Below are 12,911 nucleotides of genomic sequence, written 5' to 3'. Positions count from 1 at the left end.
CAAACGACCGATCCGGACAGTCGCGCGCGACGCCGACGCGACGACGCGGTTGTATGCTGTCGCGATCCTCACGAGGCCGCGGATCCATCGCATGAGCGCACCCCCGTTCCAGTTGCTGCAACTCGATCACGTGGTGTTGCGGGTGCGCGATCCCGAGGCCATGGTCGCGTTCTACTGCGAGGTGCTGGGCTGCTCGCTGGAGCGCCGCCAGGACGAAATCGGCCTGATCCAATTGCGCGCCGGCCAGTCGCTGATCGACCTAGTCGGCATCGACGGCAAGCTCGGCCGCATGGGCGGCGCCGCGCCGGGCGTGGAGGGCCGCAACATGGATCATCTGTGCCTGCGCGCCGATCCTTTCGATCGCCAGGCCATCGTCGCCCACTTGAACGCGCACGCGGTGCGCATCGGCGACTTCGGTTCGCGCTACGGCGCCGAAGGCGAGGGCCCGTCGCAGTATCTGTTCGATCCGGAGGGCAACCTGGTCGAACTCAAGGGCCCGCCGGACGCCGGCGCGGTGGCCGCGCACTGATGTCCGAACCTGCGACATCGCGAGCGGGCGCCAAACCCGCGCGTTACCTCGCTCCGCTGTTGGCCGGCCTGGCGATGTTCGGGCCGTTCTCGATCGACACCATCTTCCCGGCGTTTCCGGCGATGGGCGCCGAGTTGGGCGCCGACAAGCTGGCGATGCAGCAGACCATCAGCGTCTACCTGATCGCCTACGCGCTGATGAGCATCGTGCACGGCCCGCTGTCCGACGCGATCGGACGCCGGCGCGTGATCATCGGCGGGCTATTCGTGTTCACCCTGGCGTCAGTGGGCTGCGCGCTGTCGCGCGACCTCAGCACCTTGCTGATCTTCCGCGCGATCCAGGGCCTGTCGGCCGGCGTCGGCCTGATCGTCGGCCGCGCGGTGATCCGCGACGTGCTGCAGGGCGACGACGCCCAGCGCCTGATGAGCCATGTCTCGATGATCTTCGGCATCGCCCCGGCGATCGCGCCCATCATCGGCGGCTGGATCCTGGGCTGGAGCCATTGGCCGGCGATCTTCTGGTTCCTGGTCGCGTTCTCGGTGCTGTTGCTGATCGCGACCCTGCGCGTGCTGCCGGAAACCCACCCGCCGGCCTCGCGCCTGCCGCTGGTGCCGCGCCGGCTGCTGCGCGACTACGTGGCGATCTTCATCAACCCGCGCTTCCAGCGCCTGACCGCGGCCAGCGCCTTCAACTTCGGCGCGCTGTTCCTGTACATCGCCTCGGCGCCGGCGTTCGTGCTGGACCTGCTGCAGCTCAACGAGCGCTCGTTCGCCTGGTTCTTCGTGCCGATGATCGGCGGCATGGTGATCGGCGCCTTCGTATCGGGACGCACCGCCGGCAAGGTCGGCGGCCAGCGCATGGTGCGGATCGGCTTCGCCTGCACCATCCTGGCGATGGCGTTGAACGTCGCCTACAACCTGTTCGACGCCACCCCGCGGGTGCCGTGGGCGGTGATTCCGATCTCGCTGTGCTCGTTCGGCGTCGCCCTGGTCTTCCCAATCGTGACCCTGGCGATCCTCGACATGTACCCGCGTCAGCGCGGGTCGGCGTCCTCGCTGCAGGCCTTCACCGGCCTGGTCCTCAACGCCCTGATCGCCGGCGTGCTGTCGCCGCTGGTCAGCGACAGTGGCACCTCGCTGGCCCTGGCCGCGCTGGCCTTCGTGGTGGTGGGCTGGGCGTTCTGGCGTTGGGAGTCGGCGCGTTCGCGGCAGCCGCCGCCGACCCAGGACGCGCCCGCGATCGAACCGCCGGAAACGCTCTAGCGAGGGGGCGCCAGCGATGCTGCCGCGGCAACGCCCGGATATCGGCTGGCTCGATCTCGCCCACGCGCTGGCGTATGCGGTGCGCGGGGGCGACCCCGAGCGCGCCCAGGCCGCCGCCGAGGCCGGCGCCGATGCGCTGGCCGACGACGGCCGCCGCAGCCTGGTCAGCCTGTCGGTGCGCAGCGGCTTCGATCGTCTGCTGGCGACCCTGCAACTGCCGCCGGGCAGCGAGGTGTTGGTCTCGGCGGTGACCATCCGCGACATGATCGCGGTGATCGAGCGGCACGGCCTGCGCGCGGTGCCGGTCGACGTGGACGCCGACACGCTGAGCCTGGACGAAACCGCGCTGGCTGCGGCCCTGACCCCGCGCAGCCGCATGCTGCTGGTCGCGCACCTGTTCGGCAGCCGCATGCCGCTGCAGGCGGCGCAGGGATTCGCGCGCCGCCACGGCCTGCTGCTGGTCGAGGACGGCGCCCAGGCCTACACCGGCGACGGCTGGTTCGGCGAGGCGGGCTGCGACGTCAGCCTGCTCAGTTTCGGCCCGATCAAGACCGCGACCGCCTTGGGCGGCGCCCTGCTGCGTTTCGCCGACCCGGACCTGCGCGAGCGCGTGGGCGCGGCGCAGGCGCGCCAGCCGCTGCAGAAAACCGCGGCATTCGCGCAGCGGGTCGGCAAGTACGCGCTGCTCAAGGCGTTGACCGTTCGCGCCGCCTACCGCCTGTTTTATCGCGCCTGCCGCGCGCTCGGCATCGATCACGATGCCCTGATCAATCGCTCGGTGCGCGGCTTCGCCGGCGGCGAGCTGTTCCAGCGCATCCGCCACCGGCCCTGCGCGGCGCAGTCCCGGCTGCTGTTGCGGCGCCTGCGCGGCTATCCGCCCGCGCGGGTGGCTCAACGCGCGCAGCGCGGCGAGCGCCTGCTGTCGGCCTCACCCTTGGCGCGGCCGGGCCGCGCCGCCGCCCAGGCCACCCATTGGGTGCTGCCGGTGCTCAGCGACGATCCGCCGCAGCTGATCGCCGGCCTGCTCGCACGCGGCTTCGACGCCACCTGCGGCGCCTCCAGTCTGTACGCGGTGCCCGGCGATGCCGCGCCGGGCGCCGACGACCTGCGACGCGTCATGGCCGCGGTCGTGTATCTGCCCGCCCCCGAAGACGAGGACGACCTGCGCCGCCTGGCCGAGGCGGTACGCGCGAGCGTGGCGGGCCCGCCGTCCCCATGAACCGCGGCCGACGCATCGGTACGGACGCGTTCAAACGAGCCGCGTCCGGGGACGCTAGACTTCGCCCCGAAGACGGGCGGCATGACGGAACGGCATGGCAGTAGGCAAGGACAGAAACCCAGCGAGGACACGAGTCGGGGCGCGCGCCCTTCGGTGCGCCGGCCTGGCTTTGGCCTTGGCATGGACGGCCGCTGCGTCGGCGCGCGATATCGACATCCGCCATTACGTCGCCCGCATCGAACCCGATCTCAAGACCCGCAGCCTCAAGGGCGAGGTCGCGATCCGCTTCGTCGCCACCGTCGACGCCACCGACCTGATCGTGCTGGACCGCGACGGCCTGGACATCGACCGCGTGCGCGAAGGCGAGCGCTCGCTGTCGTTCGACCAGACCGGCCGCGTGCTCAAGGTGCGGCTGTCGCGGCCGGCCCTGCGCGGCCAGTTGCGCGAGATCACCGTCGCCTACCACGGCAGCCCGCGCTTCGGCCTGCAGTTCCATCCCGAGCGCCGCCAGATCTACACCCTGTTCTCGACCGCGCAGTGGCTGGTCGGCATCGACGCGCCCGACGAGCGCGCCAGCCTGGACCTCAGCGTGGTCCTGCCGACCGGCTTGAAGGCGGTGGGCAACGGCTATCTGGTCGGCCGCCGCAGCCTGGGCAACGGCAGCGAACTGCACCGCTGGCGCCAGACCGTGCCGATGCCGGCCTACACCTACGGTTTCGCCGCCGGCCCCTTCGAGGAGGCCAGCGACCGCGGCAGCAAGGTGCGCCTGCGCTACCTGGGCGCCGGCTACAGCCAGAACGAACTGCGCCGGATCTTCGCCGACAGCGGCGACATGCTGCGTTATTTCGAGCGCCGCGCCGGCGTGCCGTATCCGGGCGGCGTCTACACCCAGGCCCTGGTCGCGCGCACCATCGGCCAGGAGCATGCGGGCTTCTCGCTGCTGTCCGAGGAGTACGGCCGCGGCGTGCTCGGCGACCGCCGCGACGAATCGCTGATCGCGCACGAGGCCGCGCATCAATGGTGGGGCAACCTGGTCACCTGCCGCGACTGGGGCCATTTCTGGCTCAACGAGGGCTTCGCCAACTTCCTCGCCGCCAGCTACATGGAACAACGTTTCGGCCGCGAGGAATACCTCAAGCAGGTCGACGGCTGGCGCCGCCGCTACGAGAAGCTCAAGGAAACCGGCAAGGACAAGCCGCTGGTGTTCCCGGACTGGGACAAGCCCAGCGGCGACGATCGCGCCGTGGTCTATCAGAAGGGCGCCTACGTGCTGCACCTGCTGCGCGAGGAACTCGGCGAGGCGGCGTTCTGGAACGGCCTGCGCGAATACACGCGCGCCCACCGCGGCACCGCCGTGACCAGCCAGGACTTCGAGCGCTCGATGGAACAGGCCAGCGGCCGCGATCTCAGCGCGTTCTTCGCGACCTGGGTCTATCCGTCCGCGCCTGCGCGATGAGGCGCAAGCGCGCGCGGCGTGGACGCGGTGCGAGCGCTTAGGTGATGACGGATTCGCGCCCGGGCTGATGCACAATGGCGTCGGGCATACCTTCAAGTTCAATTCGCCGCGCGTACCGGGTCGATCCGTCGATCGGCCAGCGCGCGCGGCGTGGGAGTCGCAGGCGATGAAGACGATCCTGGTTGTTCTCGCGGCGCTGCCGATGCTGCTGCCGTGTCGGGCGAACGCGCAGACTGCGCCGAACTACGACGCCCTCTACAGCGCCTGCGTCGACGAACACGGGCCGATCAACAACGCGGTGGTCGAGGTGTGTTCCGACCGAGTCTCCGAGCGGGCGAAGCTTGAGATCACGCGCCACTACCAGGCCATTCACGCGCGCCTGAGCGCAGACCATCCTGAGGACGCAGCCAAGTTCGAGGAGTCGCAAAAGGCCTGGTTGAAGTACCGCAACACCCATTGCGGCTTGGCCGGCGCGTACGTGGGCTCGCCGATGTACGGCTACTGCCCGATGAAGCTCAATGCCGATCGAGCGGCCGAGCTGCGCGAACTGAACGGCGAATAGGTCCGGCGATTCGTTACGGCGATTCGTTACAGCGAAAGCCGCCGCGCGATCGGATCGAATGGCGGGCGGCCGGGCGACGGACAGGTTTGCGGCTACGGGGGCGCCGCTGCCGCGCGTCGACGCCGCCACCAATGCAGCGGCAGGCCCGCGCTGACCAGCGCCGCGCCCCACAGCAGGGCCTGCGCGCCGATCCCGAACAAGGCATACAGGCTGTAGAGCAAGGCCGCGACCGCGATCGCGCGACTGGCGCGGCCTCGTCCGCGTAAGGCCCAGGCCGCGCTGCCGGCCACGTAGGGCAGCAAGGTGGCCGCGGTCGACAGCAGGATCGAGAAGGTGAACAGCTGCACCAGCGAACGGCTGTAGTTCGACAGCACCAGGGCCGATGCCAGCGCGCTGCCGATCAGCACGCCCGCCACCGGCGTGCCGCGCGCGTCCACGCGCGCGAACACTTGCGGGAACAAGCCGTCGCGCGCCGCCGCCAACGGCAGCTGCGCCGACAGCAGCACCCAGCCGTTGAGCGCGCCGAAGCAGGACACCGCCGCCACCAGCGCCAGCGCGATGCCGGCCGGCGCGCCCCACAAGGCGCGCGCGGCGTCGGCCATCGGCGCTTGCGAGGCCTGCAGCGTCGCGGCCGGCAGCACGCCCAGCACCGCGGTGCAGGCCAGGATGGTCGCCGCGCCCGCGATCAAGGTGCCGAACACGGTCGCGCGCGGCACCGTGCGCTCGGCGTCGCGCACCGCGCCGGCCGGCACGGTCGCCGCCTCCAGGCCCAGGAAGGCCCACAAGCTCAGCGCCGCGGTCGCGTGCGCTACCTGCGGCAAGGACTCGCCGCTGGGATTGAACGGCATGCGCGCATGGGTGTCGGCGAACCACAGCGCGACGCCGCCGAACAGCAGCAGCGGCAGCAGCTTCAAGGCGGTGGTCAGCAGCTGCATGCGGCCGGCCTCGCGGATGCCGGCCAGGTTGACTGCGCTGCACAGCCACAGCGCCGCCAGCGCGCAGGCGGCTGCGTGCGCCGGCGTCGCGGTCGCGGCCGGGAACACGGCGCCCAGGCTGCCGGCGAACGCCACCGCGATCGCGGCGTTGGCGCACCAGATCGAGATCCAGTAGCTCCACGCGATCACGAAGCCGGGCGTGTCGCCAAAGGCCTGACGCGCGTACACATAGGGCCCGCCGCTGTGCGGCCACCGCGCCGACAGGCGGGCGAAGGTCAGCGCCAGCAGCAGCGCGCCGCACAGGGTGATCGCCCAGCCGATCAGGGTCGCGCCGCCGTAGGGCGCCAGCGCGGACGGCAGCAGGAACACGCCGCTGCCGATCATGCTGCCCACCACCAGCGCGGTGGCCGACCACACGCCCAGCGGCCGGCCGACGGCGCTCACGCCCCGTCCGGCGCCCAGGCGTCGCGGTAGGTCGCGCGCAGCAGTTCCTGGAAATGGTGGACCGCGTTCTCGCGCAGCGGATTCAAGCGGCCGGCGACGTAGGAGCCCGAGGCCAGGCCGCGCTGCACGTCCTCGCAGATGGTCAGGTCTTCCAACTGCACTTCGTCGCTGAAGGCGAGGTCGGCGTCGCGACGCGCGCGTGCTTCGCCGGAATCGTCGCGGCGGTAGTAGAAGTCGAACACCACCCGGCAGCGGTCCACGCCGACCGGCACCACCCGGTTGGTCTGCAGGCGCCCGGGCAGGATGTTGAGCATGGTGTTCGGCCACAGCCAGTAGTACAGCGCGTCGCCGTCGCCGTAGAGGCCGTCGCCGCTTTCCAGCGGGCTCCACTGGTAGGAGTACCAGCGCGCGGTCTCGGTGACGTAGCTGCGGTAGTCGAGCAGGCGGTTGAGGCCGGGGTGGATGTGCGGGACGTGGTAGCCCTCGAGGTAGTTGTCGACGTAGACCTTCCAGTTGCAGGCCACGTCGTAGCTCACCCGGTGGTGGTGGCCGTAGTCGGCCAGCCCGCGTTCGCCGCCGATGCGTTCGTCGATGCCTTGCACCAGTTCGTCGAAACTCATCGAAGGCTCGCCCACGCAGGCGAACACCATGCCCTGCCAGATCCGCACGCGCAGTTGCGGCAGGCGCACGTCGGCGACCGCGAAGTCCGGCGTCTGGCCCATTTCCGGGGCCGAGCGCAGTACTCCGTCCAGGCCGTAGGTCCAGCCGTGGTAACGGCAGCGCAGCGAACGCGCGGCCAGGCCGTCGCAACTGGCGATCGGCCCGGCGCGATGGCGGCAGACGTTGTGCAGCACGCGGATCTCGCCGTCCTCGCCGTGCACCGCGATCGTCGGCAAACCGGCCAGGTCGGCCACGACGTGATCGCCGGGCTGCCGCAGCTGGCACAGGTGGGCGATCAACTGCCAGCCCGGATCGAAGATCAGGCGCCGGTCCAGCGCGGCCATTGAGGCCTCGGTGTAGTAGCGCGCGGGCAGGGCGGTGGCGTGTTGCAGCGGCTGCGGCGCGAGTTCGGCGACGAGGGTGGGGCGCGGGCTCATGGCCGCAGTATTGCGCCGCGCGCGTGCCGTCCGCAAAGGGGTTTGCCAACGCGACCGGCCGGCGGATCGCTCCGCCGGCCGGTCGGGAACTGCGATGGTGCCGGAGCGGGGCTCAGCCGCAGCAATAGCACTGCAAGGGCTGGCCCGGACCGCCGGGACCGAGGTCGCCGCCGAAACCCTGGCATTCCTGGCGACAAGCCCAGGCGCTGCAGGCTTCGTTTTCGGCTTGCACGCCGCTACCGTCGCCGGCGACGACCTGGAATGCGCCGAAGCTCATCGCGGTGGAGAACAGCAAGGCAGCCAGGGCGATGCGCACACTGCGTGTCCGATGCTTCATCTCAACTCTCCTTGGTGGTGGGGCCCGCTGCCGACGCCTCCTTGCGCCGCACCGCGGTCAGTACGCCGTTGACGCCTTCCTTGGTATTGATCGCGCCCACGCGCGCATAGCGCACGCGGCCGTCGCGGCCGATCACCAGCAGCAGGGGTACGTTGCGCGCGCGGAACAGCATCGCGCTGCGTCGGTCCTGGGTGGAGATCACCGGAAACGCGAAACCGTGCTCGCGCGCATACGCGCCCGCGGCGGCGGCCGGGTCCAGGGCCACGCCCAGCATTTCGGCGCGTCCTTCGGATGCGGCGTCGAGCTGCGCGGCGATGGCCTTCACCAACGGCGCCGAGGCGCGGCAGTGCGGACAGCCGGTGGTGAAGAAATACAGCACCTGGTAGTCGCGCTCGGGCTGGCCCAGCGTGCGGCTGGCGCCGTCCAGCGAGGTCATCGCGATGCGCGGCACGTACATGCCGATGTAGGGCTGGGTCGCGCGCTGCGCCAACCAACGCTGGTTCTCGCGCGCCTGGTGCAACTGCCAGCCCAGCGCGACCACCAGCGCGCTGGCCAGCGCGAGCGCGGCGATCAGCAAGGGCAGGGTCCGGCGCGAGACCACCCGGCTATCCGTAGGCGTGGGGTTGGACATGTCGACGACCGTAGCAGCGCATGCTCGGGCATAACTTGACGAGGCTCACAACGAAGCGATGCGGGGCGAGATGCGTGCGCGCACTGCGCGATGCGCTGCATCCGTTTCGGCGCCGCCTCGTTCCCCCCTTTGAAAAAGGGGGGCTAGGGGGATTTGCTTTGGCTTCACGCGAGCAACAGCAAATCCCCCGGCGCCGCGAGTAAACAATCGACACCGATTCGCACGGGGCGCCCGCCCCCTTTTTCAAAGGGGGCGATGAATGGCGGTTCCTCTTTGCGAGGTGGGGCGAGATGCGTGCTCGCACTGCGCGATGCGCTGCATCCGTTTCGGCGTCGCCTTGTTCCCCCCTTTGAAAAAGGGGGGCTAGGGGGGATTTGCTTTGGCTTCACGCGAGCAACAGCAAACCCCCCGGCGCCGCGAGTAAACAATCGACACCGATTCGCACGGGGCGCCCGCCCCCTTTTTCAAAGTGGGGCGATGAATGGCGGTTCCTCTTTGGGAAAGGCGCGTGGGATGAATGGCGGTTCCTCTTTGCGAGGTGGGGCGAGATGCGTGCTCGCACTGCGCGATGCGCTGCATCCGTTTCGGCGCCGCCTTGTTCCCCCCTTTGAAAAAGGGGGGCTAGGGGGGATTTGCTTTGGCTTCACGCGAGCAACAACAAATCCCCCGGCGCCGCGAGTAGACAATCGACACTGATTCGCACGGGGCGCCCGCCCCCTTTTTCAAAGGGGGCGATGAATGGTGGCTCCTTTTTGTGAGGCGGCGCGAGATGCGCTGTTTCGAAGTCGCCTCGTTCCCCCCCTTTGAAAAAGGGGGCTAGGGGGGATTATCGAAGTGNGGGGCGCCCGCCCCCTTTTTCAAAGGGGGCGATGAATGGTGGCTCCTTTTTGTGAGGCGGCGCGAGATGCGCTGTTTCGAAGTCGCCTCGTTCCCCCCCTTTGAAAAAGGGGGCTAGGGGGGATTTGCTTTGGCTTCGCGCGAGCAACAGCAAATCCCCCGGCGCCGCGAGTAGACAATCGTCACCGATTCGTACGGGGCGCCCGCCCCCTTTTTCAAAGGGGGCGATGAATGGTGGCTCCTTTTTGTGAGGCGGCGCGAGATGCGCTGTTTCGAAGTCGCCTCGTTCCCCCCNGGGGCGCCCGCCCCCTTTTTCAAAGGGGGCGATGAATGGTGGCTCCTTTTTGTGAGGCGGCGCGAGATGCGCTGTTTCGAAGTCGCCTCGTTCCCCCCTTTGAAAAAGGGGGCTAGGGGGGATTTGCTTTGGCTTCGCGCGAGCAACAGCAAATCCCCCGGCGCCGCGAGTAGACAATCGACACCGATTCGTACGGGGCGCCCGCCCCCTTTTTCAAAGGGGGCGATGAATGGCGGTGCTTCTTTGGAAAGGTGCGTGGGATGAATGGCGGTTCCGCTCCTGGGAAAGGGGCGGGGTTCGTCGCGACGCCCGCAGAAAAACGAAGGCCGGCGAATGCCGGCCTTCGTTAGGAACATGGCGCGTGGCGATCAGCCCTTGCCGGCCGCGGGCTTGGTCGCCGCGGCGACCTTGCCGTCGGGCTGCCAGCCGCAGGTCTTGCCTTCGTTCTGCTGCTTCAGCCAGGTCTGCAGCGGGGCGAAGTACTCCAGCACCGCGGAGGCGTCCATCTTCTCGCCGCCGGTGAGTTCCTTCAGGGTCTTCTGCCAGGGCTGGCTCTGGCCCTTGCTCAGCATGGCCTGGAACTTGGCGCCGGCTTCCTTGTTGCCGTAGAAGCTGCACTCGTACAGCGGGCCCTTGTAGCCCGATGCGTCGCACAGCGCCTTGTAGAACTGGAACTGCAGCACGTGCGAGAGGAAGTAGCGCGTGTACGGGGTGTTGCCCGGCACATGGTACTTGGCGCCGGCGTCGAAGAACTCCTCGCCGCGCGCGGTGGCCGGGGCCACGCCCTGGTACTTGGCCTTCAGATCCCACCAGGCCTTGTTGTAATCGCCCGGCTTGATCGAGCCGTCGAACACGCCCCAGCGCCAGCGGTCGATCATCAAACCGAACGGCAGGAACGAGACCTTGGCCAGGGCCATGCGCATCTGCGCGTTGATCAGCGCCTCGTTGCTCTGCTGCTGATCGCCGACCAGGCCGATCGACTGCAGGTACTTGGGCGTCATCGCCAGCACGATGGTGTCGCCGATCGCCTCGTGGAAGCCGTCGTGCGCGCCGCCCTGGAACAGCGGCGGCTGCTTGTTGTAGGCCATGTAGTAGTAGACGTGGCCGAGCTCGTGGTAGATGGTGGTGAAGTCTTCCTCGTTCGGCTTGATGCACATCTTGGTGCGCACGTCGCCGGCCATGTTCATGTCCCAGGCGCTGGCGTGGCAGACCACGTCGCGGTCGCGCGGCTTGACGAACTGGGTCTTGCTCCAATAGGTCTCGGGCAGTTTCGGCATGCCCAGCGAAACGTAGAAGTCCTGCGCGCGCTCGGTCATCTGGCGTGCGGTGGCGAGCTGGGCGTCGACCTCCAGCTGGGCCTGCTGCTCGGGCTCGCGCGAGTCCGGATTCTTGGCCATCTGGGCGTCGAACTGCTGCTGGTACTGCGCGGCCAGCGCGCCGTTGATGTCCAGGCTGCCGGCGTTCTTGTACGGCGCCAGGACATCCCAGAGGTTGCCCCAGTCCTGCTGCCACATGTTGCCCATCAGGTGCGCGGGCAGCATGTTGCCGGCGACGTGGCCCTTGTCGGCGCCGTAGGTCGCTTCCAGCTTGGTGCGGGTGTAGCAGTGCAGCTGCTCGTACAGCGGCTTGACCTGGCCCCACAGGCGGTCGGTCTCGGCCGCGATCTCGGCCGGGCTCATGTCGTAGCCCGAGCGCCACATCTCGCCGGTGTCGGCGTAGCCCATGTCGCGCGCGCCTTCGTTGACCAGTTCGACGAAGCGCGTGTAGTCCTTGCGCATCGGCTGGGCGATGGTGTGCCAGCCCTGCCAGGCGTCGAGCTGGGCATCGTAGTCGCGGCTGCTGCGCAGCACGTCCTCGAGGTCGCCGAGCTGGCGGCAGTTCTTGGCGTCGCCTTCGCCGGTGCAGTACTTGCCGGAGCCGTACATGCCGTCCATCTTGGTCGCGATCTTGGTCAGCTCGGCGAGCTTGGCCGGATCCTTCGGCGCCGGCATCGAGGTCAGCAGCTTGAGCAACTGGATCGAACGCGCGGTGTCGGGCGACATCGGCTGGCCTTCGAAACGCTTGGACTGCTCGATCCAGCTGTTGAGCTGGGTCAGCCAACGCTCGTTGCTCTTGGCCGCGATCATCGCGCTGTCGTCGTTGATGTAGGTGTTCGACAGCCACTGCGCCGAACTCATCTCCGGGTACATCGCCTTGTATTCGGCGTTGACGCGGGCGATGAACTGATCGGCGGTCTCGCCCTGGGGCGCGGTGGTCGGCGCGGTGCCGGTGGTGGGCGCGGTCGGTTCTTTCTTGCAACCGGCCAGACCGATCACAGCGGCGGTAATGCTGAGCGCGAGCAGGGCGCGTAAGGGCTTCATAGGGTGTTCTCTCCGGGACGAATGCACCGCGCCGGGCGCGGGGTGCCCCGAGGCTAGAGGGCCGTCCGGTGCGGCGCAAGGCCGAAAAGACGGAACCCGGGTGCCCGCATGCGGCTGCGGCGCGGGCCGCGAAGGCCGGCTTGCCTGCGCTGGCCGCGACCTGTGCGCGGGCAGCCGGGCGGCTTGCCAGGTTCCGGCGAACCGGCGCGCGCGCGCCGGCGCTTTTCGCGCAAACGGCGCCCGACCCGGGCGGGCGCTAACGGAATCGGTGACGCGGAGCGGCAACCGGCTGGTTAATTGCGTACAGCTGGCGTTCATGCTTGCGTGAAGAACGGGTGAAGACGATGCCCGTTATGTTGGTAAATGGTCGGCTTCATGCACTCTAAAGGCGCCAACTGCACGCAATTTCGGATTGAGCTCCTTGCGTCAGCCGGGCTTGTTGCGGCCCGGATCATCGACTAAAACCGACAGCAGTCATAAAAGAATCATTTGATTTGTGACGAAGAAGCGGGAAAGGTGACGCTCCAGGGCAGTGCTGCATGGCCATGGGGATGGTTGCCCGGTACGCCATGGAAGGTCTGAACTCGCGCAGGCGCGCCACGCGCCGCGCAGGACCGACCATTAAGACGCCGGGGAGGGCGTCGGGAGTGCGGGGCGGCGGTGTTGCCCGATCGTGAAAGGGGTTTCAGGGAGCGGTAGCGAATGCTCGACGGCGTCGGCCTGGATGGCCGTGCCGAGCCATGGATGCTCGTCCGGCGCTCTGCGGAGCGGCGGGCGCGAGGTAGGAGATGGACCGGTCGTCGGCGGCTAGGGAAGCCGTCGGGACGTCAGCGGCGATGGCGGTGGGTGTGGAGTTACAGGCTTGGCGGCAACCTCCGGAGGACGGCGGCCGCGGCGAAGGATCGCCCGTAGCGGGTACCCATTGGATCGACCGTGCCAGGGACGGT

At 68.8% G+C, this 12,911-nt stretch carries 10 protein-coding genes; 5 read left to right on the top strand and 5 right to left on the bottom strand.

The genetic code is table 11. From position 1 onward, the window contains the following. Positions 1–91 precede the first annotated feature (91 nt). From ASE43_RS17610 to ASE43_RS17590, 5 genes are all read left to right on the top strand, one after another. Positions 92–529 carry a VOC family protein gene (locus tag ASE43_RS17610; RefSeq protein WP_057161368.1) on the top strand — a complete coding sequence of 146 codons (438 nt, stop codon included), beginning with the start codon at positions 92–94 and terminating at the stop codon, positions 527–529. Continuing rightward, positions 529–1,791 carry a multidrug effflux MFS transporter gene (locus tag ASE43_RS17605; RefSeq protein ID WP_057161367.1) on the top strand — a complete coding sequence of 421 codons (1,263 nt, stop codon included), beginning with the start codon at positions 529–531 and terminating at the stop codon, positions 1,789–1,791. Before ASE43_RS17610 ends, ASE43_RS17605 begins: the two co-directional genes overlap by 1 nt. Positions 1,792–1,807: 16 nt before the next feature. Beyond that, positions 1,808–3,010 carry a DegT/DnrJ/EryC1/StrS family aminotransferase gene (locus ASE43_RS17600; protein ID WP_057161366.1) on the top strand — a complete coding sequence of 401 codons (1,203 nt, stop codon included), beginning with the start codon at positions 1,808–1,810 and terminating at the stop codon, positions 3,008–3,010. Positions 3,011–3,185: 175 nt separating this feature from the next. Then, entirely contained in the window at positions 3,186–4,466 is a 1,281-nt protein-coding gene (locus ASE43_RS17595) for a M1 family metallopeptidase (protein ID WP_162250597.1), read from the top strand. A 166-nt stretch (positions 4,467–4,632) separates the two neighbouring features. After that, complete coding sequence (locus ASE43_RS17590) at positions 4,633–5,028, top strand: lysozyme inhibitor LprI family protein (RefSeq protein ID WP_200956281.1); 396 nt, start codon at positions 4,633–4,635, stop codon at positions 5,026–5,028. A 92-nt stretch (positions 5,029–5,120) separates the two neighbouring features. On the opposite strand, the gene ASE43_RS17585 is transcribed toward ASE43_RS17590, so the two are convergent. The 5 genes from ASE43_RS17585 to ASE43_RS17565 form a co-directional block, all read right to left on the bottom strand. Then, the gene (locus ASE43_RS17585; protein ID WP_057161365.1) at positions 5,121–6,407 is read right to left on the bottom strand and encodes an amino acid permease; all 1,287 of its coding nucleotides are present in this window, start codon (positions 6,405–6,407) and stop codon (positions 5,121–5,123) included. After that, complete coding sequence (locus tag ASE43_RS17580; RefSeq protein ID WP_057161364.1) at positions 6,404–7,504, bottom strand: aromatic ring-hydroxylating dioxygenase subunit alpha; 1,101 nt, start codon at positions 7,502–7,504, stop codon at positions 6,404–6,406. Before ASE43_RS17580 ends, ASE43_RS17585 begins: the two co-directional genes overlap by 4 nt. A gap of 112 nt (positions 7,505–7,616) precedes the next feature. Beyond that, positions 7,617–7,841 (bottom strand): hypothetical protein, encoded by a 225-nt coding sequence (locus ASE43_RS17575; protein ID WP_056173035.1) that lies wholly within the window; start codon positions 7,839–7,841, stop codon positions 7,617–7,619. 1 nt (position 7,842) lies between these two features. Beyond that, positions 7,843–8,472 (bottom strand): TlpA disulfide reductase family protein, encoded by a 630-nt coding sequence (locus ASE43_RS17570; RefSeq protein ID WP_082607352.1) that lies wholly within the window; start codon positions 8,470–8,472, stop codon positions 7,843–7,845. A 1,500-nt stretch (positions 8,473–9,972) separates the two neighbouring features. Next, the gene (locus tag ASE43_RS17565; RefSeq protein WP_057161363.1) at positions 9,973–11,964 is read right to left on the bottom strand and encodes a M2 family metallopeptidase; all 1,992 of its coding nucleotides are present in this window, start codon (positions 11,962–11,964) and stop codon (positions 9,973–9,975) included. Positions 11,965–12,911 lie beyond the last annotated feature (947 nt).

Source organism: Lysobacter sp. Root983, from assembly GCF_001429345.1.
GTDB lineage: Bacteria > Pseudomonadota > Gammaproteobacteria > Xanthomonadales > Xanthomonadaceae > Lysobacter.
Note: the sequence above shows the minus strand (reverse complement) of the source record. Positions and strands in the feature narration are given on the sequence as shown.

Bases quoted from the DNA above. Each gene is read 5' to 3' on its own strand.
- ASE43_RS17565 (WP_057161363.1), bottom strand. From the start codon at position 11,964: ATGAAGCCCTTACGCGCCCTGCTCGCGCTCAGCATTACCGCCGCTGTG.
- ASE43_RS17605 (WP_057161367.1), top strand. From the start codon at position 529: ATGTCCGAACCTGCGACATCGCGAGCGGGCGCCAAACCCGCGCGTTAC.
- ASE43_RS17580 (WP_057161364.1), bottom strand. From the start codon at position 7,504: ATGAGCCCGCGCCCCACCCTCGTCGCCGAACTCGCGCCGCAGCCGCTG.
- ASE43_RS17600 (WP_057161366.1), top strand. From the start codon at position 1,808: ATGCTGCCGCGGCAACGCCCGGATATCGGCTGGCTCGATCTCGCCCAC.
- ASE43_RS17570 (WP_082607352.1), bottom strand. From the start codon at position 8,472: ATGTCCAACCCCACGCCTACGGATAGCCGGGTGGTCTCGCGCCGGACC.
- ASE43_RS17610 (WP_057161368.1), top strand. From the start codon at position 92: ATGAGCGCACCCCCGTTCCAGTTGCTGCAACTCGATCACGTGGTGTTG.
- ASE43_RS17575 (WP_056173035.1), bottom strand. From the start codon at position 7,841: ATGAAGCATCGGACACGCAGTGTGCGCATCGCCCTGGCTGCCTTGCTG.
- ASE43_RS17590 (WP_200956281.1), top strand. From the start codon at position 4,633: ATGAAGACGATCCTGGTTGTTCTCGCGGCGCTGCCGATGCTGCTGCCG.